This window comes from Prochlorococcus sp. MIT 1011 (assembly GCF_047305235.1).
Classification (GTDB): Bacteria; Cyanobacteriota; Cyanobacteriia; order PCC-6307; family Cyanobiaceae; genus Prochlorococcus_B.
In genome coordinates this window covers 436603-462542 of record NZ_CP138983.1, presented here as the reverse complement: position 1 = coordinate 462542, position 25940 = coordinate 436603, and the positions used below count along the sequence as shown (strand labels likewise).

The following is a 25940-nucleotide window of genomic DNA, read 5'->3' as shown; positions in this document are numbered from 1 at the left end:
GAATATATTGATTATTATTTCTTTATGGATTTACTTAGTCAAAAGGTCTTAATCACTGGAGCTGCTGGACGAATTGGCTCTGCAATCGCTGAGGCGATTTTAAAAAATAGTGGCAATGTAATTCTTTCTGATATAAATAAAGCTAAACTTATTTATTTAAAGGAAAACCTAACAAATCTATATTCAAATGAAATTATCTTAATTGAACAAGATATTTCTACTTCACAAGGAATAGATACTCTTTTTGAGAAAGCTTTAAATATTTCAGGTCGCATTGACAGTGTTGTTCATAGTGCATACCCTAGATCAAAAGGGTGGGGTACAAAATTAGAGGATTTAAAAGATCAATATTTATTTGAAGATCTTAATAATCAACTTGGAGGAGCAATTTTATTATCTAAAAAGGTTTTGGAAATTTTCAATCATCAAGGTTCGGGCCAACTAATTAATATTTCATCAATACAGGGAATACAGGCACCTAAGTTTGATCATTATGAAGGAACAGAAATGAATTCTCCAATAGAGTATTCTGCAATTAAAGCTGGAATTATAGCGATAACGAAATGGTTAGCTAAATATTATTCAAACAAAAATATTAGAGTTAATTGTGTTAGCCCTGGAGGAATATTAGATAATCAAAATGAATCATTTTTGAAAAAGTATAGAAAAAGCTGTACAAATATTGGAATGCTTTCTTCTGCGCATGTTGCAGATGCTGTAGTTTTCTTACTGTCTTCATCCTCAATTGCAATTAATGGTCAGAATTTAATAGTTGATGATGGTTGGTCACTTTGAGCAAATCTAAAAGCAAGGTTTTAGTTACTGGAGCTGATGGATTTATAGGCTCTCATTTAGTGGAGAAACTAGTAGAAAGTGGATATAATGTTAGAGCTTTTTGTTTTTATAACTCAAACGGAAGTTGGGGATGGTTAGATAATTTAAGTAAAGAAGTTCAGGCGCAGATTGATGTGGTTTTAGGAGATATACGCGACCCTCTTTGCGTTAGAGAGGCTATGCGAAGTTGCGATGTAGTTTTTCACTTAGCTGCTTTAATAGCAATTCCTTTTAGTTATCAAGCTCCTAAAAGTTATATTGATACGAATATTTATGGTACTTTAAATGTTATTCAAGCAGCTAGAGAATTAGAAATATCTAAAGTTGTACATACATCTACTTCTGAAACATATGGATCAGCTCAGTATGTGCCTATTGACGAAAAACATCCTGTAGTGGGACAGTCTCCTTATTCAGCAAGCAAAATAGCTGCTGATCAATTAGCGATTAGTTATTGGAGAAGTTTTGGAACACCAATAGCTATTTTAAGACCTTTTAATACTTATGGGCCTAGGCAAAGTGCACGCGCAGTTATCCCTACAATTATCACTCAAGTAGCAGCTGGAAAGAGAAAAATTAATTTGGGATCATTAACTCCCACTCGTGATTTTAATTTTGTAGATGATACATGTAATGCATTTATGGCAGTAGCTTTTAGTGATAAAACTACTGGCAATATTTTAAACTCGGCAAGTAGGTTTGAAATCTCTATAGGAGATACAGCCGCATTAATAGCAAGCATTATGAATGTTAATTTAGAGATTAATACTGATCAAGCTAGGGTTAGACCCAAGACTTCAGAAGTTGATCGTTTATTTGGAGATAATTCATTGATTAATAAATTAACAGGTTGGAGTCCATCTTTTGGAAATATGGATGGCTTTCGCAGAGGTTTAGCTATAACAGTAGATTGGTTTGATAAGAAAGAAAATTTATCTTTTTATAAACAAGGAATTTATTCAATATGATTGCTAATAGAAATTACATCAAGATCTTAGATTTAATTAAGGATTCTATAAATTTAGACAAACATTCATTACCAATCCAACTACATGAACCTGACTTCAATCAAACAAATTCATTGAGTTATTTAAGTGATTGTATTGAAACTGGATGGGTAAGCTCAGCAGGTAAGTGGGTTAACGAATTTGAAAATAAATTATGTGAATTTACTGGGGCTAGATATGCAATAGCTGTAGTAAATGGAACTGCTGCATTACGATTAGCATTGCATTTAGTAGGGGTTCGAGCTGGTGATGAAGTTATTTTACCTCCAATGAGTTTCGTTGCTACTGCAAATGCTATATCGCACTTGGGTGCAGTTCCTCATTTTGTTGATATTGAAAATGAAAGTTTAGGATTGTGCCCACTAGAGGTAAAGGAAAGATTAGATTCAATAGCATTGAAAGTTAATAATCATGTTATAAATAGAGAAACAGGTAGGAAAATATCAGCGATTTTGCCTGTGCATATTTTTGGTACACCATCCAAAATTTTAGAGCTTTTAAATATAAGTGAAGAATGGAATATACCTTTAGTTGAAGATGCAGCAGAGGCATTGGGAAGTTTTAAATATGACAATAAAAAATTAATTCATTGCGGTTTGTTTGGAAAATTAGGTATTTTAAGTTTCAATGGAAATAAAATTTTAACTACTGGTGGTGGTGGTGCTTTAATTACTAATGATCAGAAAATCGCAAAGCTTGCTAGACATTTATCGACAACTGCAAAAAAAAATCATAAGTGGGATTTTTATCATGATTATGTAGGGTGGAATGATAGATTGCCAAATATTAATGCAGCTTTAGGAGTTGCTCAAATTGAAGATTTGGCAAGCAGAATAGAAAAGAAAAGAAACCTTCACAAGAAATATTCTGAAAAATTTGAGTTGTTTAATGAATTAGAAATTCTAAAGCCATCTGACGATTGTATAAGTAATTATTGGTTGATCACACTTCGTTTAAATTTATCGAAGGCAATCTTAGAAGAATATAGAATAGGTCTTTTAGAGTTAGCCCATGAAAGCGGGATTTTATTAAGACCTGTTTGGAGACTTTTAAATGAATTGCCAATGTATCAAAATTCTCCTAAAGGACAGTTGAAGGTGGCAGAAGATATGTCTAAAAGATTAATCAACTTGCCAAGTAGTCCTCAATTACTTTGATAATATATTTAATAATTTAATTTGTTTGAACTTTATAATTGGCTTTGAAAGAGCTAATTTTGTCTAATATATTAAAAAATTACTAAATATGAAAATAGGTTATTTCGCAGATGGTCCATGGTCATATGAAGCCTTAAATAAGTTGGTTGATGATTCTCGTTTCCAAATCGTTTTTATATGTGCACGTTATAAAAAACCTGATCCTTATTTAAAAAAAAGAGCAAAAGAAATAGGAACAGAGTTCTTAGTAGAAAAAATGTAAATAATGAATCTTTTATTGACAAGGTTAAAAGATTTGATTGTGATCTTTTTGTTTCAATGTCATTTGATCAGATCATGAAAGAGGAACTTTTTTCTATTCCCGATTTTGGAACTATTAATTGTCACTCTGGTAAATTGCCTATGTATAGAGGTAGAAATATCCTTAATTGGGTATTAATTAATGGAGAGGATGAATTTGGAATTACAGTTCATTATATTGATAAGGGTATTGATACAGGTGATATTATTTGTCAAGAAACTTTCGAAATATATTTAAGCGATAACTATAAAAGTATTTTGGAAAAGACATATATCAATTGCCCATTAGTATTAATAAAAGCTATTAATTTAATTTATGATGGTAATGTTAAAAGGATACCTCAAAAAAGTATATCTTTAGAGGGACTTTATTGTAGTCGAAGAATTTCTGGTGATGAAATGATTAATTGGAATCAATCTTCTAGCGATATTTTTAATTTTATTAGAGCTTTGGTGGATCCAGGCCCCTTTGCTACTGCAAATTTGAATGGGAACGAACTGAAAATAATCGAAGCAGAACTAGTGCCAGATGCGCCTTCATATAAAGGTATACCTGGATCAATATTATGCAAAGATAATGCAGGATTTTTGGTAAAAACAAAAGATAGTTATATTAGAATTACACTTTGGAATTGTTCTATCGACCCTTTAACTGGTATGAGGTTTAAATAAAGTGGTTTTAATTATTGCTGAGGCTGGAGTGAATCATAATGGTGATATAAAACTCGCACGCGAATTAATTAGAAAGGCAAAATATATTGGAGCAGATATTATCAAATTTCAAAGTTTTAAGGCTAATTTGCTTGCTACCCCTTCAGCTTCTAAAGCTAAATATCAAATCAAGAATACTAATATAGAGGAAAGTCAAATGAAAATGCTTAAAAGATTAGAATTAGACATTGAAAGTCATACAAATTTAATGAAATATTGTAAAGAGATTGGAATTGAGTTTTTGTCAAGTCCATTTGATCTTGAGAGTATCAAATTTCTTTCGGAACTAGGTGTCTCTCGCTTTAAAATACCTTCAGGTGAGATAACTAATTTACCCTATCTTAGATATATTGGATCTTTAGGAAAACCAATAATATTATCAACAGGAATGTCATCTATGAAAGAAATAGAACTAGCAATTAATATATTAAAATCATCTAGTCTGGATCCAAATTTAATAACAATATTACATTGTACGTCACAATATCCTGCTCCATTCTCAGAGATTAATCTAAGAGCTATGAACACTATTTCCAAAACTCTTAATGTTGCGGTTGGATATTCTGATCATTCAAGTGGAATAGAAGTAGCAATTGGTGCTGTTTCTTTAGGTGCAAAAGTTATTGAGAAACATTTAACACTTGATAAGAATATGCCAGGTCCTGATCATAAAGCTAGTTTAGAACCAGATGAATTTAAGCAGATGGTTCAATCAATTAGAAATATTGAAAAAGCTCTTGGAAGACCAGTGAAAGAAGCAACTGATTGCGAATTAGATAATCGCAAATTAGTTCGTAAGTCAATAGTTGCAAAATGTTTTATTGATATAGGTGAAGACTTTACAGAGGAAAACTTAACAACCAAGAGACCTGGCATTGGAATATCTCCAATGGAATGGGACGATGTTCTTTCTCGAAAAGCTGATAAAAAATATTATGAAAATGATTTAATTGATTAATTTAGATGTCAATTAATAAGTATAAAATTGCAGTTTTTACCGGTACAAGAGCCGAATATGGGCTAATGAAATATCTTATTAAAAAGATAAAATTTGATAATAGATATAAGTTGCAATTGATAGTATCTGGATCACATTTATCCAAAAAATATGGAAATACTATTTCAGAAATTACAGAGGATCAAATTGATATAGAAGAGATAATACCACTATCTTTAGATAAGAAGCCTACACCAAATATGACAATATTGACATCTGAAGTTATGTATGGAATGTCAATAGCATTACAGAAGCTACATCCAAATTTATTATTTTTGTTAGGAGATAGATATGAGACTTTTGGTGCTGCTGCCGCTGCTCATCTACATTCAATTCCAATAGCTCATTTACATGGAGGTGAAACCACACTTGGAGCAGTTGACGATAAATTAAGACATGCTATTAGTCAATTAAGTACTTGGCATTTTACTGCTGCTAATGAATATAGAGATAGAGTAATAAATATGGGTCATTGTAGTGAAAATGTTTTTATGTTTGGTCCAATGGCCATTGATGGTTTAGTAGAAATACCTGAACTATCTAAATTTGATTTTGAAAAGGCTACTGGATTTGTTTTTGCCAGCTGCAATATTTTAGTGACTTATCATCCTGAAACATTGTTGAGTGATAACGGTGTAAAGGGATTTGAGGAATTACTAACTGCGCTTGGAAATGTCAAATGCAATATATTATTTACTCACCCCAATGCAGATGAAGGAAGTGAAGTGATTTTGAAAAAGATGTTTGATTTTGTAAATTTGAACCCTGATAATTGTTTCGCAATACCTTCACTAGGACAGAAATTATATTTGTATGCTCTATCTGTCTTTCAAGTTATGGTCGGCAACTCATCAAGTGGCATAATAGAAGCACCATTAATGGGAATACCTATCTTAAATATTGGTAATCGTCAAAAAGATCGCATTCGATATGGTGAGGTATTAGATGTAAATGCTAAGGCAAAAGATATTAAAAATGGATTAGATAAACTTTTGAATTCAACGGAGGCTAAAGATGTACCAAGACAATACAAATATGAAGATTCTACCCCTAGTGAAAAAATTCTAGGCTGGTTAAATTGTCAAAAACAAAACTAATTTATTAATTTTATGAACATTGACTTCAGGTTGAAAATTTATTTTTATCTTTTAAATATTCTACTTTTTAATCGAAAATGACTAACTGGGAAAAAATAACTTATAAGCTTTTCTAGAGTATAGAAGTGATTGCAGAGATACAACGCATAGAGATTTGAAGAGTTTTAAAACGAGAGAAGCGTTGGCCTTAAGCTTTAACTCCAGCGCAATTGCAGTACCTAATTAGTCTCAAGTCTACGGGAGGGAAAGAAAGTAAAGCCATTAATATAACAAGCATTGTTAAAGTTCCCGATACTTTCCCCGAAGGAAAAGAAGTTTTACCCTAAGGGAAAAAGCTGGGAAATTACCAAACGTCTTTATTTGCAACTGGTCGAGACTAATTACTTCTCCTTTCATGGAGATGGACGACTGCTGACGTTGCAGAGGATCAATTTATTTTTAAATTCAAAACTTTAGTGCAACGTATAATCCCTATCAATAGATCCTTCGCAAAACAAATAATTTGACCGAAGCAAAAAGAAATCAAAAGCAAGCAGGCTCTGAAGTAAAAACATTCCCAGTGCCATTTGCTTTAGAAGAACTAAAAGAAAATATAACTATTACTACTAATAATCCTTCTAAAGAACAAATAATTAAACTAGCATTTAAGTTTCATTCAGAAGGAAAACTATCAGAAGCATCAAAATATTATCAACTTTTTATTAGTCAAGGATTCAAAAATGAAATGGTTTTCTCTAATTATGGAGTCATATTGAATTCTATTGGCAAACTAAAAGAGGCAGAATTGTCATACCGTAAAGCAATTGAACTTAAACCTGATTTCGCAAATGCTCATTCCAATCTAGGAAATATATTGAGAGATCTTGGTAAATTACAAGAAGCAGAATTATCTCAACGCAAAGCAATTGAACTTAAACCTGATTTCGCAAATGCTCATTCCAATCTGGGAAATGTATTGAGAGATCTTGGTAAATTACAAGAAGCAGAATTATCTCAACGCAAAGCAATTGAACTAAAAACTAACTTCGCAGAGGCTCATTACAATCTGGGAAATGTATTGAGAGATCTTGGTAAATTACAAGAAGCAGAATTATCACTCCGCAAAGCAATTGAAATTGAACCTGATTACGCAAATGCTCATTCCAATCTAGGAAATGTATTAAGAGATCTTGGCAAATTACAAAACGCAGAATCATCTCATCGCAAAGCAATTGAACTTAAACCTGATTTTGCAAACGCTCACTCCAATCTTGGAAGTGTATTGAGAGATCTTGGTAAATTACAAGAAGCAGAATTATCTCAACGCAAAGCAATTGAACTTAAACCTGATTACGCAAATGCTCATTCCAATCTAGGAAATGTATTGAGAGATCTTGGCAAATTACAAGAAGCAGAATTATCTCAACGCAAAGCAATTGAACTTAAACCTGATTTCGCAAATGCTCATTCCAACCTAGGAAGTGTATTGAGAGATCTTGGTAAATTGCAAGAGGCAGAATTGTCATACCTCAAATCAATTGAAATCAATCCTGATTACGCAAATGCTCATTACAATCTAGGAAATGTATTTAATGATATTGGTAATTTTCGTGATGCTATAAATCAATTTAAACAAGCGCTAAAATTGAACAATGAATTATCAGAGGCGAAGGCTGCTTTAATTGCAGTCAAAGGCAAAATCTGCGATTGGAGAGATAAAGATATACATACAATTTGGCTGAAGGATCTTGGCATTGAAGGATCTTCTGTTTCACCATTTAATTTACTTTATTACGAAGATAATCCTTTAAAGCATTTAAAAAGATCTAAAAAATTTAATGAAAAAAATTATACTCTACAAAAAAAACATATTAAATATTTCAAAAAAAATATAATTCATATAGGTTATTTCTCTGCTGATTTTAGGGCTCATCCTGTAATGCAACTCATTACTCCTCTACTTGCACAGCACGATAGATCTAAGTTTAAAATATATTTATACTCATTTGTGCCAAAAGAAGATGAATATACTGACAGGGCAAGAAAATCTGAATGCATTTTTAGAGATATAAGCAAGTTAGATAATATCGAAGCTATAGCTTTAGCGATAGATGATAAAATTGATATTGCGGTAGATCTGATGGGTCATACCACACAAAATAGATTTTCTATCTTCTCTTCTAGAGTAGCACCTATTCAAATAAACTATTTGGGATATCCTGCTTCAATTGGATCTGATGTTATGGATTATATTCTCGCAGATGAGATTGTTATTCCAAATGATTATGAGAAATTCTATTCAGAGAAGATAATCAATATGCCAAATTGTTATTTATGCAATGATGATAAAATAAAAATAAATAATGAACCTCTTTCCCGAAAAGATTTCAACCTACCTGATGAAGGATTTATATTTACCTGCTTTAACAGCAATAAAAAAATAACTTCAAGAGAGTTTGATATTTGGATGAGATTGCTTACAAAAATAAAAGGAAGTGTACTTTGGTTAAAAAAGCCAAATAAATTAGCAATTGAAAATTTATATATAGAAGCTGAGAAAAGAAATGTAGATCCGAAAAGATTAATCTTCGCAAATAATGTTCCAATTGATTTGCATTTAGCAAGGCAATCTCTTGGCGATCTCGGACTTGATACTTTTAACTTCAACGGTCATAAAACAACTTGTGATGCATTATGTGCAGGATTGCCAGTCCTAACTAAATTAGGAGAAAACTTCGTAGCAAGAGTTTCATCCAGCTTATTAACTTCAATAGGTATGCCAGAACTAATTACATATAATGAAAATCAATATGAAGAAACAGCCCTAAGACTAGCAAGTAGCGAGAATGAACTTTTGAAATTAAAATCTAAACTAAAAAAACTCAAAAACGAATCATCACTTTTCAATTCAAAATTATATACTAAAGATCTTGAAAAAATTTATCTTAATCTGGTTAAAAACTTATATTAGCCTAAGTTATTAATAGTGTTAAAGTAGTTAAGTTAATATTTTCATAATGATTACTGAAAAATTATCTGAAGAGACCTGGAGAACTTGTGTAAGTTCAATGCCAATATTTGGTATTGATATGATTATATTTTCTCGAAACTGTGGGGTATTAATGGGACATAGAATAAACAATCCAGCTAAAGGTAAGCTTTTTGTACCAGGAGGGAGAATTTATAAAAACGAACGGATTAAAGATGCATTTAATAGAATATTACTAAGTGAAACAGGTTTAACTTTTACATTTAATAAAACTACTTCAATGGGTTTATACGAACATTTTTATAATGTTACATCTTGGTCCGCTTCAGAGAGCAGTACACATTACATTATAGAAGCAAGATTAATAGAAGTCGAACCAAAGGATATTAATTCAAAAATAAATTTAAGTGAGCAACATTCAAATTTCGAATGGGTATCTCTTGAAGATATTCATTCGAATTCTATTCATTCCTATTCAAAGATGTATTTAGATCAAATAAAACATATAAAAATAAATGAATAATTTATTTGGAAAATTTAATTGAATTTAAATCTCATAAAAATTGAAGGGTTCTGCAATTTTTTTAAATTCAGTACATATTCTAGTGACATCGCTTGTATCTATATCTGCATTAATAGGAAGATAAATTCCATATAAATGAATTTGATCTGCATATTTTAGAGAAGTACTTTTTCCATTATATTCCCTCCAAAATGGCTGTTGTCCAATACTCCCAGCAATAAGAGGTCTACTTTCAATATTTTTATTCTTTAAATGAATCCAAACCTCTTCAGGATTTTTTATTAAAGTAGCATAAGCAAAACTTGAAATAAAATCGTTAGATGATTCTTGGCACCAAAAGTTTGATAACTCTTCCCTGTATTTATTAAATAGAATCGAACGCTTTGAACAATATTCATCTAAAATACTTATCTGCATCAGACCCAAAAATGCATTCAACTCAGTAGATCTTAAATTATATCCAGGAAAATAAAATGTATATAAATCTCTAAAGTCTGTGGTGTTGTATTTTGATCTTAAATTCTTATGAAATTCCACATCAAGGTTTCTTCCCCAGCCATGAGACCTTAATGACTTGCTTACTTGATTAAACTCATGATTATTACTACAAACACATCCTCCCTCAATGGTAGAAATATGATGACCATAAAAGAATGAAAATGTTGATGCAAGACCAAATGATCCTAGGCATTTTCCAGCAAGGGTAGAACCTAATGATTGGCAATTATCCTCTAATAAACGGATATTAAATTCTTCGCAAATATCTAGGATTTTCTCAACAGATGAATTATGACCAAGAACATGGACTAGAATTAAAGTTCCAATATCTTCTTCCTTTATTAACTTATATAAGTTATCAACGTTAACACCTAAATTTATAGGATCAGCATCCAATAGATACGGTTGATAACCTAACTGAATAAATGGTGATACTGTAGTTGCCCATGATAAGGCCGGTATACCAACTTTTTTATTCCTTAAATCTTTAAAAAATAGATTTGTAGTTGCCATTAATAAATTGGCAGAAGAACCACTATTAATAAAAGTTGAATCATTTATCCCAATATATTTTGAAAATAAAGATTCAAATTCAAATACTTTCTCTCCTTGAGTCAGTCTTGGGTAAGTTTTAATCCATTCAGATAATTTATCTAGATGTTCTTTAGGTATTGTTTCCGAAGCTAAGCCTATTTTTTTATACATTTTTTAGAAATCAGAAATATTTTTTATTATCATCTATTGCACTCTAAATAATGAGAATAAGTTTTCTTTACACCTAATTCTAAATTATGCCTTGGGAACCAACCTAAATGATTTATTTTCTTAACATCTAACAACTTTTGTTTCATGCCAATAGGTTTACTTAGATTAAATGTAAAAGATCCTTCAAACCCTAAAATCATAGATATTTTTTTATAATAATCAAAAATCGAATAATCTTCTCCTATGCCTATATTAATCATATGAGGCATTTCCTTTATCCTAGTTAAAGAGAACCAAACTGCGTCGGCAAAATCTTTAGCATACATAAATTCTCTTCGAACCTTGCCATCTCCCCAAATCTCAACTGTTTTTTTATTATTAACTTTAGCTTCATGTAGCTTTACTATTATTGAAGCAATTAAATGAGATCTTTTAGGATTATAATTGTCATATTTACCATACAAATTACAAGGCATTAAAGTAATATAATTTCTCGAATCATCCTCTATTCTTAAGTAGTCACATAATCTTTGTGCTGCTATCTTAGCGATTGCATAACCTTCATTTGTTGGCTCCAAAAAACCATTTAATAAATATTCTTCTTTTAATGGATTAGGTCCATTCTTGGGATACATACAAGAACTTCCCAAATTAATAATATTTTTTACTCCCATGGTTGCTGCTTCAGATATTAAATTACAACCTATTTCAAGATTCTCTATTAGAAATCTTGAGGGGTTTGCTATATTTGCATGGATTCCACCAACTAATCCAGCGGCATGAATAATATATTCTGGGCTATTAATCCTCAAATAATTTCTTATTTGTTCTCTATTAGTTAAATCTAGTTCTTGACGAGAGGGCGCCAAAACACAATAATTAATAGCCTTTTGATGTTCCTTTATATTACGTCCAACCATTCCAGTCCCTCCTGTTAGAAGAACACGCATAATAATTTTGCAAAGTTAAATAAAAACTTTCTTAAAAATCTACTTTGAGAAAGTGGTTTTAATAGTTAAACATAGCACCAATAGTCATATTTATTTTTCTTGGTCATTATTTCAATAAACTAATCCTCTGCTAGGCAGAATAGAGAATTGGGTTTTAACTTAAGTTCAAAACAATAAATATTTTCTCGCTTGATTGGCATGTGAGGATTCAGCTGCTAATCCAGCCAATGAAATTATTTGTCTAGCGCAGGCAGCAACACCAGTTAGTTGGTTATGGAGCAATCCTTTTTGCATACCTTATTCGAGATTCACGAGTAGTTTCGCTACCATTTGCGGCCGCTAAATATTGATCTCCTCAAAGTCTTGAACAATCAAGTCCATTGCCTTGGTTTTAATCCTTCGAGCTTGTCATCTGCTAATTGATACTCCTCAGTCACTCGGGTCGTTACTACGGTGCAGCTGTGGCCTTGACCAAGCAAATCAGCAACAAAACCTGCCCTTAATTCTATCTCCTTTTTATTAGCTATTTAAATATTCCCGCCGTATGCATGCAATACGGAGAATTATTTTGCAAATCTACAAAGTTAAGTAATATGCTTTAGAGGCCCTCTTCAGCTGTGAACATAAAAAAAACAAACAAATTCAAAGCACTTTCAATAAATATTGTGGGCTGTCTTTGCATATCTAGCTTGATAAATGCACAAGCACAAGCACAAGCACAACAAGTTGTCACAGAAAGAACAACTGATATAGAGGTATCATACTTAGAATCAACAAATGAACTAAATGACTATATATTAGATACAGGAGATCGTTTGAATATAAATTTTATTAATGCTCCTGAGCTTTCTGGCTTTTATACTATTAATGAACAAGGAGAAATATATTTTGAAAGATTAAAATATGCTTTTGTTAGAGGTTTAACTATTAAAGAGCTTACCCAACTACTTGAAGAGCGTTATAAAGAGTTCCTTTTAAATCCAGAAATATATATAAGGATTGATCAATTCAAACCTATTAGAGTTGCTGTAAAAGGAGAAGTAAGATCGCCTGGAATGATAAAATTTCCTTCTTTTACTTCAACGAATATAAAAACAATATTAGATCCTTTAGATAGAAAAACCTCAGACTTATATTATGATAATCTAACTAAGAATTCTAATAGATCAAGCATTTTACCGTCTTCTAAAGATATTATCTCCAATTTAAATTCTCAAAGAATCTCTACTCTTGATATTAAAAGAGATAATGATTATATAACTACTCTTTCAAATGCAATTCAAGGCGCAGGCGGTCTAACTTCTTATAGTGATATTTCTAAGATAGAAATAGTCAGAGATATACCTATTGGGAATGGAGGAGGCAAAAAAAGAGCCATAATTGATTTCCAATCTTACATAAAGAATGCAGACACTAGTAAAGATATTAGATTATTTGATGGAGACTCTATATTCATCCCCAAACTTCAAACAAAAGATCCAACAATTATTTCAAATTCAATACTCTCTGGCCTAAGTCCAAGATTTATGACTGTAGCTATTTCAGGTGAAATAGAGAACCCTGGAACCATAGAAATTCCAATCGAGGGTACTCTTTCAGATCTAATAGATTTAACAGGCCCAAGAAGCCCTCTCTCAGGCAAAGTGTTTTTACTTAGATATAATCAAGATGGAACATTAACGAGAAGAAATATTAACTATTCCTCAAGAGCCACGCCAGGGTCTAGTCAAAATCCCTATTTATTATCAGGAGATATATTAACTGTTAAATCTAGTATTTTAGGAAGGAGCACAAAAACACTTGGAGAAATAACTCAACCTTTTGTAGGTATTTATACAACCAAAACGCTATACGAAAGTTTAACTAAAAATTGATTAACTTTTGATTCTCTAATTAATTCTTACTAGATATAATTATATTTTCTTTTAATTTTTTATTACTCATTGATACCCATCTGGATTTAATAATTGCCATTTCCAACCATCTAAACACATTTTCACTAAATCTCTTTTGGGGGACCAATTTAAACATGAAAGTGCTAGACAATTATCTGCAATTAATGTGCAACAATCACCAATTCTTCTGTTGGAAAAATTCGTAGATATTTTTACATTATTTACTTTTTCAAATGTATCTACAAGTTCTAAAACACTAGTTCCCAAACCTCTTCCCAGGTTTAGATTAACTATTTTTTTTTCAAAATTATTTAAATATTCTAAAGTAGCAATATGTCCTTCAGCTAGATCCATAACATGAATATAATCTCTTATGCAAGTTCCATCTGAAGTAGGCCAATCTTTGCCAAAGATCTTTAATTCATCCAAAACACCTGCAGCTACTTGGGTAATATATGGAAAAATATTATTAGGGATACCTATGGGAGATTCTCCAATCATCCCAGAGGAATGTGCACCAATAGGATTAAAGTATCGAAGATTGGCAATTTTCCATTTATTAGTGTGGCTATGAAATGTATCACTTAGTATTTGCTCTATAGCCACTTTGGTTCTTCCATAGGGATTTATTGGTTTTATTTTTGCATTCTCTTTAAGGGGTAAACAATTTGATACTCCATAAATAGTTGCACTACTACTAAATACAATTGTGCGACAGTTATATTTGTCCATTACTCTTAAAAGAGTAATGGATCCATTAACATTTATATCCCAATAAAGCAAAGGGTTAAGCACAGACTCTTTAACTGATTTTCTCCCTGCAAAGTGAATAACAGCCTTGATAGGATTACCAAGATCTTTATATCTTAAAAATAATTTATCTAATACCTTTTCATCTCTAATATCTCCTACCTCAATATCAATATGTTTTACTATATTATTTCTTGTAAATATCTCAACAACTCTCTTAAGAGATCGTTTATGACTATTTATATAAGAATCAATTACTATTATCTCATAACCTTTTTCAAGTAGAGCGAGGCATGTGTGGCTTCCTATAAAACCTGCTCCCCCTGTAACTAAGACTCTCATTTATGACATCAATTTAAGTCACCTTTTTCAAAATTCAGTCCCCACTGTTCTTTTGAAAGTTGCAAAAGGTAACCACATTTTTCATCAACAGAAATAGAAACTTTTTCAGCTATTGCTTGAGTATCGATATTTTCAATCCCTTTCTTATTCTTAAAGATAGCCACATTCTCCTTCATAGCAAAATTGACTGCACTTTCTTGTGACAGACCAAAACCAACTCCATTGCAAAACTTTTTTGAAAAGTCTTTCGCAATTCTTTCAATCAATTCATCATTTTGCTTAATAGTGGAGGCATTCACCTCTAAATTAAATAATGAGAAAACAAAAAAGAATCCAAATATAATTAGAAAAAAAGCAGAAGAGAATAGAGTGCGAAACTTTATCATTTTTACTAAATATAAATTATGTAAAATGATTTTAAAACTACGTTATCAAAAACTTTATCTATAAATATAAAAACCATATATTCTTAATATAAAAAAAATTATTTCTAAGAAATAACTTTGATTTACTTATTATTCAACATTGTTTTTTCTCTGTCGAGATAATGAAAATTCTATTCTCAGCGGTGCTTTATGTATATCGCTATTGTATACAATGTACTAAAAGCAAAGAATCAAGCCACTATGGATGGAATCAAAAGTGCCTCCGTGGCCTATATCCATTACTTAAGTTTTATGCTTTGTTTTGGAGCTTTAGTCTTTGAAAGGATTAATTTGAAATCTGATCCCAATAGAAAAGATGCTATCTCTATGGTTATTGCAGACATAATATATGGAATTGCGGGTCTAGCTCTTTTAATCAGTGGAATATATCGAGTAATAAAATTTGGTCAAGGTTCAGAATTTTATACTCATAACCCAATTTTTTGGACAAAAATAACTGGTTTTGCCTTAGTAGGTTCATTATCTTTATATCCGACAATTACTTATGTCCTATGGGCAATCCCTTTAAGCAAAGGGAAATTACCAGACGTTAATGCTAATTTGGTTGCAAGATTAAAATTAATAATAAACATAGAATTATTTGGTTTCTCATTGATACCTTTTTTCGCGACCTTAATGGCCAGAGGTATAGGGATTAATTAAATTAATCTAGAAAATTAATTTGACTATTTATTGAATAAAGTTTCTTCAATCACATAAAATAATTACTAAGAGAAAAACCATTTAGATCAAAATAATTCATATTCAAGAAAATTTGCCTAACGAGAAATCAAAAGAATATATAAAATTTTGATCAATACAAATTAATTGTTCTTTTTTTAGTTCAAGATAACTCACCGCAATTAAGACAACAAAACTGTTTAGAGCAAGAAAAGTACAACTCGAACTTTTCCACAATTTCTTGTTTTCCAAATATTGCAAAATGTTTTGTCTGGGATTTTTAACAAGAACTTGATAATGTATCAAGAGATACCAAGATCCGAAACCAACTGCGGGGAAAGAGATTTGAGTGAAAACCTTTTTTTTGTAATTAATCCACTTATAGAATTGCCATCTCCGCGATTGTGAAAATTTATATATTGTGAATTTGTGGAAAAGTGGAAAACTCTATCAAAAGTCTCCATAATTATTCATCTCGCTATCAGCTTTTAATTTTAAAAATCAATCAATTTAAAACTTTTCACCAAGCGATAAAAGAACCATAACTCAAACAAAAATAAATTCGCAGAGGTAGTTATTCTAGTATTTCTAGGTCAATTCGCTTCTCCCTTTTTCGCTCAACTCAGCTAATAAATCTAATCTCTTTTCTAGAGGATAAATAATTTAAATTAGAAAACTTCGATAAACTCATTACTAATAAAGTTTCCAAAAAAATTTAATGAACATAACTTTCTTAAGTAAAATTAATAAGAAAACGCAAATTAAAAATATTTATATTGAAATATTATTTTTAGAAATACTAAATATTTTATTAATTATTTACTTTCTTTCCCTGACTTTAGTCCTGTAGAAGTTTAATCAGAGTCATAGTGTTTTTATACATAATCCTTTCTCGCTTTATTGGAATAAAGACTGGACCTTTCAACTAGTTCATATGGAAGGAGGAATTTATATAGAAGCAAAAGGGTTAGGAACTCTTATAAGAAAGCCTTACTTTCCAACAGAAAATCTATTAAACGCAGCTGATAATTTAGTCTATGTTGAAGATAAGAATAGAAAATCCTTATTCAAGTATTGGAAGTCTAAAAAATAATTAATTATTAGTTCGTAATTAAAATAGACTTAAGTTTTTCGCCACACAGCGGCCAACTTTCCTTGAATAAGTACTCGTTCAGCATCAATTTCTATAGGCTCATAAGCTGAATTAGCAGCTTCTAGGCGAACTGAGCTACCATCACGAAAAAAATGTTTCAAAGTAGTCCCCAATCCTGGGACCAGTGCACTTACAACAGTTCCGTTTCTCAAACCAGAAGGATCATTAACCGGTTCCATTAAGACCATATCTCCATCGGCAATAAATGAATCAATCATTGAATCTCCATTTACCGTCAAAGCAAAAAGTCCTTTTAATTGAAGAACTGAATTCAAGTCCAGAGTTTCCTGTACATCATCAAAAGTCTCAACCAATCCTCCTGCAGCTATTGATCCCATAACAGGAACACCAGAGATACTTTCTTCTATCAATTGAAGGGTTCTTGCCTGACCTTCTTGCCATTTTATCCAACCTTTTTCTTGTAAATGTCTTAATCTGCTTTGTATTGGTGCTGGAGATCTTAGCCCCATCGCTTGCATCATCTGCCTTATGGAAGGACTATGGTGTTGATCATCAATAAAATTGACAAGCCAGTCATATAATTCTTGCTGAGCAGTAGTTAGAGCTTCACCTGGCATTTGGATAAATCAAGTACATATGTCCTCCAATACATATGTACCTAATTTTTACCGTAATCGCAACCCTAAAGGCCCCCAAGTTGAGCAGCGAGCAAAGCTTGCTGAACATGAAGACGATTCTCTGCTTGTTCAAAGACATTACTATTTTTGCTCTCTATAGCCTCTTCTGTAATCTCTTCTCCTCTATGAGCCGGCAAGCAATGCAAAATAATCACCTCTTTATCTGCAAGACCTATTAATTTTTGATTGACTTTATACTTTTCAAAAATTTCTTTCCTTTTTAATTTTTCTTCCTCTTGCCCCATAGATGCCCAAACATCAGTGTAAATAACTTGAGCTTCCTTTACGGCAATTGAAGGATCATTACTAATAGATATCTTTGCACCAAACTCAGAAAGATATTTGGCTTTCTCTACCATTTTAGGGTCAGCCTCAAATCCTACTGGAGAACAAATTTTTACATTAACTCCCAACAATGCCCCGCATATCATCAATGAATTGGCGACATTATTTCCATCTCCGATGTAAGAAAGATTTATCCCTTCAAGCTTCCCAAATTTATCTTGAATAGTTAAATAGTCAGCTAATGCCTGACAAGGATGCTCAAGGTCAGTCAAGGCATTGATTACAGGAATAGTAGACCACTGAGCATACTCTTCCAACTCTTGCTGAGAAAAAGTTCTAATTGCGAGGACATCACAGTAACGACTCAAAACCCTAGCGGTGTCTTTGATGAGTTCACCCCTGCCAAGTTGTGTAACTTGGGGATTCAAATCAACAGTCTGACCTCCAAGTCTTGCCATAGCCACTTGAAAACTAACTCTTGTCCTTGTGGAGGCTTTTTTGAATATCAAGCCAAGGACTCTGTTTCCAAGGTCTATTCTTCTATGTCCTCTTTTGAGCTGTTTTGCTAATTCAAATAAAGACAAGACTTGATCAGTACTTAAATCAGCTGAGGAGAGAAAATTGTTTTTACGAAAAGAGCCTAAAGTAGAAGCTGAGCCTTTAAATGCTGAAGCCATAGGAAAGCCTCAAATATCCTTTATCGGAGATAAAGGATATAAAAGTCAAGTCTTTTAGTTTAAAACTTTTTCAGGCATAACACTGCTAGCAAGCATTTCTATAAGCTCATCTCCCTCTATAACTTCTTTCTCAAGGATTTTTTGAGAAATATCTTCTAGTAATGAAAGGTTATTTTTAAGAATGTTTAATGCATTTTCATGTGCATCATCTACAAGACTCCTTACTTCTTTATCAATAGCTTGAGCAGTTGCATCACTCAATTCTCTTCTAGGATTGTTATTACCACCAAGGAATTGACCACCACCTTGCTTGTCGTAAGCTAAAGGGCCCAAGATATCACTCATCCCATAAGTACCAACCATTTGTTCTGCTAAATCAGTAGCTCTCTGAAGATCATTTGAAGCACCTGTAGTGATTTTTCCAAAGATTATTTCCTCAGCAGATCTTCCCCCAAGAAGAGTTGCTATTTGACCTTGCAACTCCTCTTTTGAGTTTAAAAATCTTTCCTCAGTAGGTAATTGAAGAGTATAACCAAGAGCACTCATGCCCCTAGGAACAATAGAAATTTTTGCAACTTTGCTACCACCAGGCATCAAATGACCAACTATTGCATGGCCAACCTCATGATAAGCAACAATCTTTTTCTCATCATCTTGTAATACTCTACTTTTTTTCTCTAATCCTGCTACTACTCTTTCAATAGCCTCATTTAGATCTTGTTGTTCAACTGATGTTCTTTTACCTCTAGCAGCTAAAAGTGCAGCTTCGTTAACCATGTTCGCCAAGTCAGCTCCAGCAAATCCACTAGTGGCCTGAGCTATTCGATCTAAATCAATTTCATTTGAAAGTTTTACTTTTTTTGTATAAATTTCAAGAATAGTTTTTCTTCCAGATAAATCTGGTCTATCAACTAATACCTGCCTGTCAAATCTTCCAGGACGAAGTAATGCTGCATCAAGCACTTCAGGCTGGTTAGTGGCGGCAAGAACAATAACAGGTTTGTCAGTTGAGGAGAATCCATCCATTTCAGTTAGCAGTTGATTAAGAGTCTGTTCTCTCTCATCATTTCCACCAACAACGCCCATTGATCCTGATCTGCTTTTTCCTATTGCATCTAACTCATCTATGAAAATAATACAAGGTGCTTTTTTCTTGGCTTGTTCAAATAAATCTCTAACTCTTGCTGCACCAGCTCCAACAAAAAGCTCGACAAATTCCGAACCAGAAATAATGAAAAACGGTACTTCTGCTTCTCCAGCAACTGCCTTGGAAAGTAGAGTTTTTCCAGTCCCTGGAGGACCTACCAATAAAACACCTTTAGGAATTCTTGCACCAATGTCTGTATATCTTTGCGGCTTTTTAAGGAAATCAACTATTTCTGTTAATTCATCTTTAGCTTCATCAACTCCTGCTACATCGTCAAAAGTCACCTTTGATTCATCATCGGGGACATAAACTTTTGCTTTACTTTTAGTAAAACTCAGAGCGCCTTGAGCTCCTCCTCCACCCATACTTCTTCTAGCGAAAAACTGCAATACAAGAATGAATATCAGAGGCGGTACAACCCAACTAAGAATAGTCGTAAAAATGTTTGGTTTCTTGGGAGGAGCAGCTGCAAACTCAACTCCTTTTTTCTCAAGCCTTTGAGGCAACTCCATATCGAAAATTGGAGTTGTTGCAAGAACTGAAGGCGCGCCTTCTTCTGCTGTGGAAAGTTCGTATCTGATTTGATCTTGGGTTATATATGCACGTTTTACTTCTCCATCATCAACTTGATTGATAAACAGAGAATAAGGAACTCTAGGAACTTGTGTATTTTGGCTTGGGAAAAAACTGCTAAAAAGTAGTAGTGCTCCAAAACCGATGAGAACTAAATTAATTATTCCAAAACGCCTATTGGGTTGATTTTCGTCCTGTCGTATTGGCATTAGCAAAAACTTAATTGCTACTAAGTTAAACAACTTTTATCCCAAATCGACTTGTTTAACTGGAGGGAGATCCGAACGAATCTATAATTCTACAAAATTAACCAACTAAAGAAGTAGTCTCCAACAAAGATCCTGCCCTTTTCGATCTAAAAAAGAATGTTGCAATTTGTAGGTAGAATTTATTGATTCAAATCCAAAACTGTTTAAAGGACTCATTGCAGACTTTCCTCCTAAGAGTTTTGGTGCGACAAAAACCACTAATTCCTGCACACAATCATCTGCAATAGCACTTGTAGCCAAAAGGGGGCCGCATTCCCAAAGGATTTTATTACAGCCTTTATTCGCAAGTGATTTTAACAATTCGGATGGATCATTAGAATTTAATCTCAATTTCTCTGGACCATCTTGCAAATCAGAGAAGAAAGCTTCATCCCCCTCTGGCCCATAAGCAATTAATGTTTTAGCAATTTTTGTATCCCAGAGTTTTGAAAATTTAGGTAAATCTAATGACTTAGAGAAGACAACCCTAAGAGGTTCTAAAGTTGATTTTCCTCTAGAAGTCAAAAGAGGATTATCAGCACGAACTGTTCCACCTCCAACTATTACTGCATCACATTTAGATCTTATTTGGTGGACCGAATCCCTTGCAGGAAAATTTGTAATCCACTTACTACAACCATTTTGCAAGCCAATTCTTCCATCCAAGCTCATTGCCCATTTAAGAATGCCCCACGGGCGACCATTACGAACTCGAAAAATAAATTCGCGATTAATTCCTTCACATTCCTGATTTAACACTCCCTCTATCACTTCCAATCCAGAATCTTTTAAACGAGAAATTCCTTTTCCTGAAACTCTTGGATCCGGATCGACCATACCAACAACAACTTTTTTCAAACCAGCTTTTATAAGTGCTTCTGTACAGGGGGGTGTTAAGCCTTGATGGCAACAAGGTTCTAAGGTTACAACTATTGTTCCACCGACCGATTTCTCTCCCGCCTCTGCAAGTGCTTCTATCTCAGCATGAGCCTTACCTGCTCCAGAATGAAACCCCTCTCCAACAAGTCTTTCGCTCGAATCCAGCACGATTGCTCCCACAAGAGGGTTTGGGCTTGTCATGCCCTCTCCTAGTAAAGCCAATTGGATTGCACGCCTCATCCATGGCACCCATATTTTTTTATTCTGAGGCAAATTAATCATTTTTATTCAGCCAATGTTCTCCATTCACTTACTAAGTATGGCGGGATTGGTAACTCATTTATCAGCCCAGGCAATCTGAGTCTCAAAGGTCTATTTTTATCTAACTCAGCAATCAAAATGCTTAGGTCAAATTCTGCAGCAGAATCATTCAAAGCTTGAAATTTCATTTTACTGTTTTTTGTTATGTCTTTCAGATCCCAAGTCTTTCTTCCTGAGGTAACTATCAAGTTAGTGGGATGATCAATCCTTAATGAGCCTGGATAACCAACAAGTCTTAAAATCAACTTCTTGGACCCTATGGAACTTGGATAAACAATAATTTGCCAAGTTTGGTAATCCAAGTCTTTAAGGCTCTCTAAGCTTCTTTTAATTTCTTTTTTTTGATCATTTAAAGTGAAATCTGAATCTGCATAACTTTTATTTGCGTTAGTAAAAAAACAACAACAAATCAAAAGGCAAGAAATTATTAGACGCAATAAATTACTAAATCCTTCCATGACTAATATCGTAATCTTCTGATTCAAGAAGCGCATCTAATGCTACTGCTGAGCGAACTAGTGACTGATATTTCTTAATTATACGTTGATTACGTTCAACTATTTTGCAAGGATCATATTTTTCTGAATGATTAAGAGGATTGTCAAAGACTTGAACATCATCGTCCATTAATTCTAAATCTTTTTGTTGCTTAATCAGCGCTACCAAAATTTCATGCAATCGGGATCTTCTGGTTAAGTATTCCTCAGTTTCTTTATTTTTAAGATTCACAAACCTTCAAACTAACTATTGAAGTTTTAGTTGATTTTCATCAAAAAAATAGTAAAGCTATAAAAAAGAAATTTTTCTACGTACATTTATTTAAACCATGCCTAATGAGTCCAAGCAGATACACGTCATAGGAATTGATACTTCAAGTGCTGAAAGTTTTTTTGAAGCTAAGAAAAACCCCATATTTAAAGCTGAAAGAATCACTGGCCCGCAAAGAATTTTAGATTCATTCAAAAATTGGTTAAAAGATAAAAATATAAAAAACCATAAGTTCGAGTTCATTTCAACTGACAAACTAACTAGCTTTATAGATTTATTAAAAAAAGAAGAAAAAAAAACAATTGTGTTTTCTGGTGGGGATCCTCTTTGGTTTGGAATTGGTAGATTGTTAATTCAAAACTTTCCTTTATCAAAACTTTATTTTGAGCCAGCCGCCACCTCTTTCCAATTGGCTTTTTCCAGACTCGGCAAACCTTGGCAAAATTCAAACTGGATCAGTCTTCATGGAAGAGACCAGCTTTCATTTGAAAAAGCAATTAAGAAGCTTCCTTCTTCACTTGTAGTTCTACCTGACTCAAATAGAGGCGGTGCTGAAGAGGTTTATCAATTACTTCATTCAATAGGGTTAGAGGGTAAATATGAATTCTGGACTTTTGAAAGGCTTGGATATCAAGATGAAAGAATCATAAAAATTAATTCAATTGAAGATTTCCCAAAGGATATTGATCCATTGCATCTTGTTATTCTTTTTGAAAAAATTGAGCCACCAATTCAATCAAAAGATTTACCTTTATTTGGAATTGACGATTCAGTTTTTCTTCAAAATTCAGACTGTCCTGGGTTAATGACAAAAAGAGAAGTAAGAGTTCAACTTCTTGCCGAACTTAATCTCCCAAAGCAAGGAGTAATTTGGGACATAGGAAGTGGGGTTGGGAGTATAGGTTTGGAAGCATTAAGAATATCTCCAAATCTAGAATTAGTATCCATAGATAAAAGGATTGGAAGCAAAAATATAATTGAAGAGAACGCAAGAAGAATTGGAGTTAGACCATCTTTGATAATTGAAGATGAGGTATTAAATATATTCAAAGAAAACAAAATAATTCCTAGTCTTATACATCCAGACAGAGTTGTTATCGGAGGTGGTGGATCAAACTCACATTTAATTGTGGAAGAAGTATTGAAGCTAATAAAAAATGCTTGTATATTAGTAATACCACTAATATCATTAAAATCGATATCAAAATTAGAGGCGATTTTAAAACCCAAAGTTCACAAACTAAATATTAGTCAACATCAATCATATAGAGGTGTAAGTATTGGAGAAGATATAAGGTTGTCTCCTCTAAACCCTGTTTTTATTTTGAAAGGTGAAATCCAATAATTTTTTATCTTTTACCAGGCTTTGCAACGTGCGGTAGTCCCCAACCTAATTTATTCCCAAGAACTTCAAAAAACTCATGATCTGAAAGTCTAATGAATTTAACTGGATGATCACTTTTTCTAATTAGCACACGATCCTCTGGCCATACATAACAACCTGCGCTGCCATCAACAACCATCATCAATCTTTCTGGTGTAGCAGGGAAAACCGTTACTGGTTCTTCATTACTAAATACAAGAGCTCTTGAAGCAAGTGAATGAGGTGATATTGGAGTAAGTTGCAAAACTGGACAATCAGGAGTGATCACTGGTCCCCCAGCACTGAGTGAATAAGCAGTTGAACCTGTTGGGGTAGAAAGAATTACACCATCTGCTGAAATATCTACAGGAGCATGACGGCCAACAGAAATTTCAAAATGACACATGCTTGTCATAGGTTCTCTATGCAATGCCATTTCATTAAGACAAAGTGCTTCCCATCGACATTGATCCCCTCTCATAACACTTACGACTAAACTAGTTCTTTCCTCAATCTTCCATTGTCTTAGAGCTAAATGTTTGAAAATTTTATCTATGTCTGAGAGGTACGCTTCTGCTAAAAAGCCTAAATGTCCAGTATTGATAGTAAGGATGGGAATGCCAATTGGTGCAGTTTGTCTTGCTGCAGATAAAACAGTTCCATCACCTCCTAGTACAACTGCAAGCAAAATCGAAGAATCAAAACCATCAGGGATACAGGAGTTATATCCTTGTGAACTCATGTATTGATCAGGATTAGCAAAACCCAACAAACCACCCGAGCTGCTAACTCTGACAACATCAAAACCAGAATCTTCTAGTCTTTTCTGAAAAGTTTTTGCTGTCTTGACAGCAAGCTCTTTCCCGTCATTAACGATCAGTCCAACTCGGGGCACCGATCATACTTACAAACAATTTTTCAATATTAGCAATTAAATGTGGATAATATTTATTTAATACAATTAAAAATTAATTCAGAAAATATTTAAAGTTAAAATTGTTCTAAAAATCTGAGATCACTTGTATATAACTTTCGAATATCATCTACACCATGTTTAACCATACAGAATCTCTCAACACCAAGGCCAGCAGCAAATCCACTATATTTTTCTGGATCAATTCCTAACCCTTCCAGAACAGCAGGATCGACCATTCCACAACCCATGACCTCTAACCATTTTCCTCTCCATTGAACATCAACTTCTGCAGATGGTTCTGTAAATGGGAAATAACTAGCTCTGAAACGAATTGGCAAATCTCCAAAAAACGCTTTTAAAAAAGCCATTACAGTGCCTCTCAAATGGCTAAAATCAAGGTTTTCATCAATTGCCAATACCTCTATTTGATGAAAAACCGGTGAATGAGTCGCATCAACGGAATCTCTACGATATACCCGACCAGGAGAAACAATCCTTACAGGAGGCTTCTTGCTCTCAAGACAACGAATCTGAACAGGAGAAGTATGAGTTCTTAAAAGATATTCGCCTCCTAAATAAAAAGTATCTTGCATATCTCTAGCAGGATGATCAGGCGGGATATTTAGTGCTTCAAAATTGTAGTAATCATTTTCTATCTCTGGACCTTCAGAGACTTGATAACCGAGACCTAAAAAGAGATCAATGATTTGTTCAGTAGTTGTTATTAAGGGATGCCGATGTCCTTGAGCAAAACCAGTTGGAGGAGCTGTAACATCTATAGTTTCTTTTATTAATATCTGATTTAAATTTTGAGATTTTAAAATTTCAAGCTTTTCCTTTATTAATTCTTGCAATTGGTTTTTTAAAACGTTCGCTCTTTGACCAATTATAGGTCTTTCCTCACCCGAAAGATTCTTCATCCTCCCCAATAGAGATGAGAGTTTTCCTTTCTTTCCAAGAAAACCCAACCTCAATTTTTCTATTGATTCAGAATTTTCAGCAGCAGCAATGTCTTTTGCCGCCTCGCTTTCTAAAATTTCAAGCTCATTAATGAGCTGTTTTAGGGATAATGTTGAACTCAATGAATTCCAATCTCGAGTACTAGTTTAATCGGCAACCAGTCCAAGTTCTA

The 25940-nt window shown here is 33.1% G+C and carries 26 protein-coding genes; 13 read left to right on the top strand and 13 right to left on the bottom strand.

Features of this window, described 5'->3' with window-relative positions:
* The first annotated feature begins 24 nt into the window (after nt 1-24).
* From SIB75_RS02500 to SIB75_RS02460, 9 genes are all read left to right on the top strand, one after another.
* Entirely contained in the window at nt 25-795 is a 771-nt protein-coding gene (locus SIB75_RS02500) for an oxidoreductase (RefSeq protein ID WP_413683847.1), read from the top strand.
* Nucleotides 792-1802, top strand: coding sequence for an NAD-dependent 4,6-dehydratase LegB (locus SIB75_RS02495; RefSeq protein ID WP_413683846.1), 1011 nt, complete (start codon nt 792-794; stop codon nt 1800-1802). The genes SIB75_RS02500 and SIB75_RS02495 overlap by 4 nt, the downstream gene beginning before the upstream one ends.
* A complete protein-coding gene (locus tag SIB75_RS02490) occupies nt 1799-2998 on the top strand; it encodes a LegC family aminotransferase (protein ID WP_413683845.1) in 1200 nt (399 codons plus the stop codon). Before SIB75_RS02495 ends, SIB75_RS02490 begins: the two co-directional genes overlap by 4 nt.
* Nucleotides 2999-3086: 88 nt before the next feature.
* Nucleotides 3087-3260, top strand: a complete 174-nt coding sequence (locus tag SIB75_RS02485) for a hypothetical protein (RefSeq protein WP_413683844.1) — start codon at nt 3087-3089, stop codon at nt 3258-3260.
* Nucleotides 3261-3274: 14 nt separating this feature from the next.
* Entirely contained in the window at nt 3275-3970 is a 696-nt protein-coding gene (locus SIB75_RS02480) for a methionyl-tRNA formyltransferase (protein ID WP_413684770.1), read from the top strand.
* A gap of 1 nt (nt 3971) precedes the next feature.
* Nucleotides 3972-4967 carry an N-acetylneuraminate synthase gene (gene neuB / locus SIB75_RS02475; RefSeq protein ID WP_413683843.1) on the top strand — a complete coding sequence of 332 codons (996 nt, stop codon included), beginning with the start codon at nt 3972-3974 and terminating at the stop codon, nt 4965-4967.
* 5 nt (nt 4968-4972) lie between these two features.
* A complete protein-coding gene (neuC, locus tag SIB75_RS02470) occupies nt 4973-6103 on the top strand; it encodes a UDP-N-acetylglucosamine 2-epimerase (RefSeq protein WP_413683842.1) in 1131 nt (376 codons plus the stop codon).
* A 502-nt stretch (nt 6104-6605) separates the two neighbouring features.
* Nucleotides 6606-9053, top strand: a complete 2448-nt coding sequence (locus tag SIB75_RS02465; protein WP_413683841.1) for a tetratricopeptide repeat protein — start codon at nt 6606-6608, stop codon at nt 9051-9053.
* A 46-nt stretch (nt 9054-9099) separates the two neighbouring features.
* A complete protein-coding gene (locus SIB75_RS02460) occupies nt 9100-9594 on the top strand; it encodes an NUDIX domain-containing protein (protein WP_413683840.1) in 495 nt (164 codons plus the stop codon).
* Nucleotides 9595-9618: 24 nt separating this feature from the next.
* Here the strand turns inward: SIB75_RS02460 and SIB75_RS02455 are convergent, their stop codons facing one another.
* The 3 genes from SIB75_RS02455 to SIB75_RS02445 form a co-directional block, all read right to left on the bottom strand.
* Nucleotides 9619-10797 carry a DegT/DnrJ/EryC1/StrS family aminotransferase gene (locus tag SIB75_RS02455; RefSeq protein ID WP_413683839.1) on the bottom strand — a complete coding sequence of 393 codons (1179 nt, stop codon included), beginning with the start codon at nt 10795-10797 and terminating at the stop codon, nt 9619-9621.
* 29 nt (nt 10798-10826) lie between these two features.
* Nucleotides 10827-11747, bottom strand: a complete 921-nt coding sequence (locus SIB75_RS02450; protein WP_413683838.1) for a GDP-L-fucose synthase family protein — start codon at nt 11745-11747, stop codon at nt 10827-10829.
* A gap of 165 nt (nt 11748-11912) precedes the next feature.
* Nucleotides 11913-12041, bottom strand: a complete 129-nt coding sequence (locus tag SIB75_RS02445) for a hypothetical protein (RefSeq protein WP_413683837.1) — start codon at nt 12039-12041, stop codon at nt 11913-11915.
* Between the two features lie 323 nt (nt 12042-12364).
* Here SIB75_RS02445 and SIB75_RS02440 point away from each other — a divergent pair, with 323 nt between their 5' ends.
* Nucleotides 12365-13621, top strand: coding sequence for a polysaccharide biosynthesis/export family protein (locus SIB75_RS02440; RefSeq protein WP_413683836.1), 1257 nt, complete (start codon nt 12365-12367; stop codon nt 13619-13621).
* Nucleotides 13622-13687: 66 nt separating this feature from the next.
* Here SIB75_RS02440 and galE read toward each other — a convergent pair whose 3' ends face one another.
* Both galE and SIB75_RS02430 read right to left on the bottom strand, forming a co-directional pair.
* Complete coding sequence (gene galE / locus SIB75_RS02435) at nt 13688-14734, bottom strand: UDP-glucose 4-epimerase GalE (RefSeq protein ID WP_413683835.1); 1047 nt, start codon at nt 14732-14734, stop codon at nt 13688-13690.
* Nucleotides 14735-14742: 8 nt separating this feature from the next.
* Nucleotides 14743-15033, bottom strand: coding sequence for a hypothetical protein (locus tag SIB75_RS02430; RefSeq protein ID WP_413683834.1), 291 nt, complete (start codon nt 15031-15033; stop codon nt 14743-14745).
* 327 nt (nt 15034-15360) lie between these two features.
* Between SIB75_RS02430 and SIB75_RS02425 the strand changes: the two genes are divergently transcribed.
* Nucleotides 15361-15822, top strand: a complete 462-nt coding sequence (locus SIB75_RS02425) for a DUF2214 family protein (RefSeq protein WP_413684768.1) — start codon at nt 15361-15363, stop codon at nt 15820-15822.
* Nucleotides 15823-16774: 952 nt separating this feature from the next.
* A complete protein-coding gene (locus SIB75_RS02420) occupies nt 16775-16933 on the top strand; it encodes a hypothetical protein (RefSeq protein WP_413683833.1) in 159 nt (52 codons plus the stop codon).
* A 29-nt stretch (nt 16934-16962) separates the two neighbouring features.
* Here SIB75_RS02420 and lexA read toward each other — a convergent pair whose 3' ends face one another.
* The 6 genes from lexA to SIB75_RS02390 all read right to left on the bottom strand — a co-directional run bounded on the left by lexA (nt 16963) and on the right by SIB75_RS02390 (nt 22439).
* Nucleotides 16963-17571, bottom strand: a complete 609-nt coding sequence (lexA, locus tag SIB75_RS02415) for a transcriptional repressor LexA (protein ID WP_413683832.1) — start codon at nt 17569-17571, stop codon at nt 16963-16965.
* A gap of 65 nt (nt 17572-17636) precedes the next feature.
* On the bottom strand, nt 17637-18593 hold the full coding sequence (gene argF / locus SIB75_RS02410; RefSeq protein ID WP_413683831.1) for an ornithine carbamoyltransferase: 957 nt from the start codon (nt 18591-18593) through the stop codon (nt 17637-17639).
* A gap of 54 nt (nt 18594-18647) precedes the next feature.
* Complete coding sequence (gene ftsH / locus SIB75_RS02405; RefSeq protein WP_413683830.1) at nt 18648-20522, bottom strand: ATP-dependent zinc metalloprotease FtsH; 1875 nt, start codon at nt 20520-20522, stop codon at nt 18648-18650.
* A 105-nt stretch (nt 20523-20627) separates the two neighbouring features.
* The gene (gene ribD / locus SIB75_RS02400; protein WP_413683829.1) at nt 20628-21722 is read right to left on the bottom strand and encodes a bifunctional diaminohydroxyphosphoribosylaminopyrimidine deaminase/5-amino-6-(5-phosphoribosylamino)uracil reductase RibD; all 1095 of its coding nucleotides are present in this window, start codon (nt 21720-21722) and stop codon (nt 20628-20630) included.
* 2 nt (nt 21723-21724) lie between these two features.
* The gene (locus tag SIB75_RS02395) at nt 21725-22219 is read right to left on the bottom strand and encodes a DUF3122 domain-containing protein (RefSeq protein ID WP_413683828.1); all 495 of its coding nucleotides are present in this window, start codon (nt 22217-22219) and stop codon (nt 21725-21727) included.
* Nucleotides 22206-22439, bottom strand: coding sequence for a hypothetical protein (locus SIB75_RS02390; RefSeq protein ID WP_413683827.1), 234 nt, complete (start codon nt 22437-22439; stop codon nt 22206-22208). Before SIB75_RS02390 ends, SIB75_RS02395 begins: the two co-directional genes overlap by 14 nt.
* Before the next feature lie 148 nt (nt 22440-22587).
* Here SIB75_RS02390 and cbiE point away from each other — a divergent pair, with 148 nt between their 5' ends.
* Nucleotides 22588-23874, top strand: coding sequence for a precorrin-6y C5,15-methyltransferase (decarboxylating) subunit CbiE (gene cbiE, locus SIB75_RS02385; protein WP_413683826.1), 1287 nt, complete (start codon nt 22588-22590; stop codon nt 23872-23874).
* A 4-nt stretch (nt 23875-23878) separates the two neighbouring features.
* Here cbiE and SIB75_RS02380 read toward each other — a convergent pair whose 3' ends face one another.
* Nucleotides 23879-24787, bottom strand: coding sequence for an NAD(+) kinase (locus SIB75_RS02380; RefSeq protein WP_413683825.1), 909 nt, complete (start codon nt 24785-24787; stop codon nt 23879-23881).
* Between the two features lie 95 nt (nt 24788-24882).
* Nucleotides 24883-25890 (bottom strand): phenylalanine--tRNA ligase subunit alpha, encoded by a 1008-nt coding sequence (gene pheS / locus SIB75_RS02375; protein ID WP_413683824.1) that lies wholly within the window; start codon nt 25888-25890, stop codon nt 24883-24885.
* Nucleotides 25891-25940 lie beyond the last annotated feature (50 nt).

Bases quoted from the DNA above. Each gene is read 5' to 3' on its own strand.
- SIB75_RS02500 (WP_413683847.1), top strand. From the start codon at position 25: ATGGATTTACTTAGTCAAAAGGTCTTAATCACTGGAGCTGCTGGACGA.
- SIB75_RS02490 (WP_413683845.1), top strand. From the start codon at position 1,799: ATGATTGCTAATAGAAATTACATCAAGATCTTAGATTTAATTAAGGAT.
- SIB75_RS02485 (WP_413683844.1), top strand. From the start codon at position 3,087: ATGAAAATAGGTTATTTCGCAGATGGTCCATGGTCATATGAAGCCTTA.
- neuC (WP_413683842.1), top strand. From the start codon at position 4,973: ATGTCAATTAATAAGTATAAAATTGCAGTTTTTACCGGTACAAGAGCC.
- SIB75_RS02460 (WP_413683840.1), top strand. From the start codon at position 9,100: ATGATTACTGAAAAATTATCTGAAGAGACCTGGAGAACTTGTGTAAGT.
- SIB75_RS02455 (WP_413683839.1), bottom strand. From the start codon at position 10,797: ATGTATAAAAAAATAGGCTTAGCTTCGGAAACAATACCTAAAGAACAT.
- SIB75_RS02450 (WP_413683838.1), bottom strand. From the start codon at position 11,747: ATGCGTGTTCTTCTAACAGGAGGGACTGGAATGGTTGGACGTAATATA.
- SIB75_RS02445 (WP_413683837.1), bottom strand. From the start codon at position 12,041: ATGCAAAAAGGATTGCTCCATAACCAACTAACTGGTGTTGCTGCCTGC.
- galE (WP_413683835.1), bottom strand. From the start codon at position 14,734: ATGAGAGTCTTAGTTACAGGGGGAGCAGGTTTTATAGGAAGCCACACA.
- SIB75_RS02425 (WP_413684768.1), top strand. From the start codon at position 15,361: ATGGATGGAATCAAAAGTGCCTCCGTGGCCTATATCCATTACTTAAGT.
- SIB75_RS02420 (WP_413683833.1), top strand. From the start codon at position 16,775: ATGGAAGGAGGAATTTATATAGAAGCAAAAGGGTTAGGAACTCTTATA.
- lexA (WP_413683832.1), bottom strand. From the start codon at position 17,571: ATGCCAGGTGAAGCTCTAACTACTGCTCAGCAAGAATTATATGACTGG.
- argF (WP_413683831.1), bottom strand. From the start codon at position 18,593: ATGGCTTCAGCATTTAAAGGCTCAGCTTCTACTTTAGGCTCTTTTCGT.
- ftsH (WP_413683830.1), bottom strand. From the start codon at position 20,522: ATGCCAATACGACAGGACGAAAATCAACCCAATAGGCGTTTTGGAATA.
- ribD (WP_413683829.1), bottom strand. From the start codon at position 21,722: ATGATTAATTTGCCTCAGAATAAAAAAATATGGGTGCCATGGATGAGG.
- SIB75_RS02395 (WP_413683828.1), bottom strand. From the start codon at position 22,219: ATGGAAGGATTTAGTAATTTATTGCGTCTAATAATTTCTTGCCTTTTG.
- cbiE (WP_413683826.1), top strand. From the start codon at position 22,588: ATGCCTAATGAGTCCAAGCAGATACACGTCATAGGAATTGATACTTCA.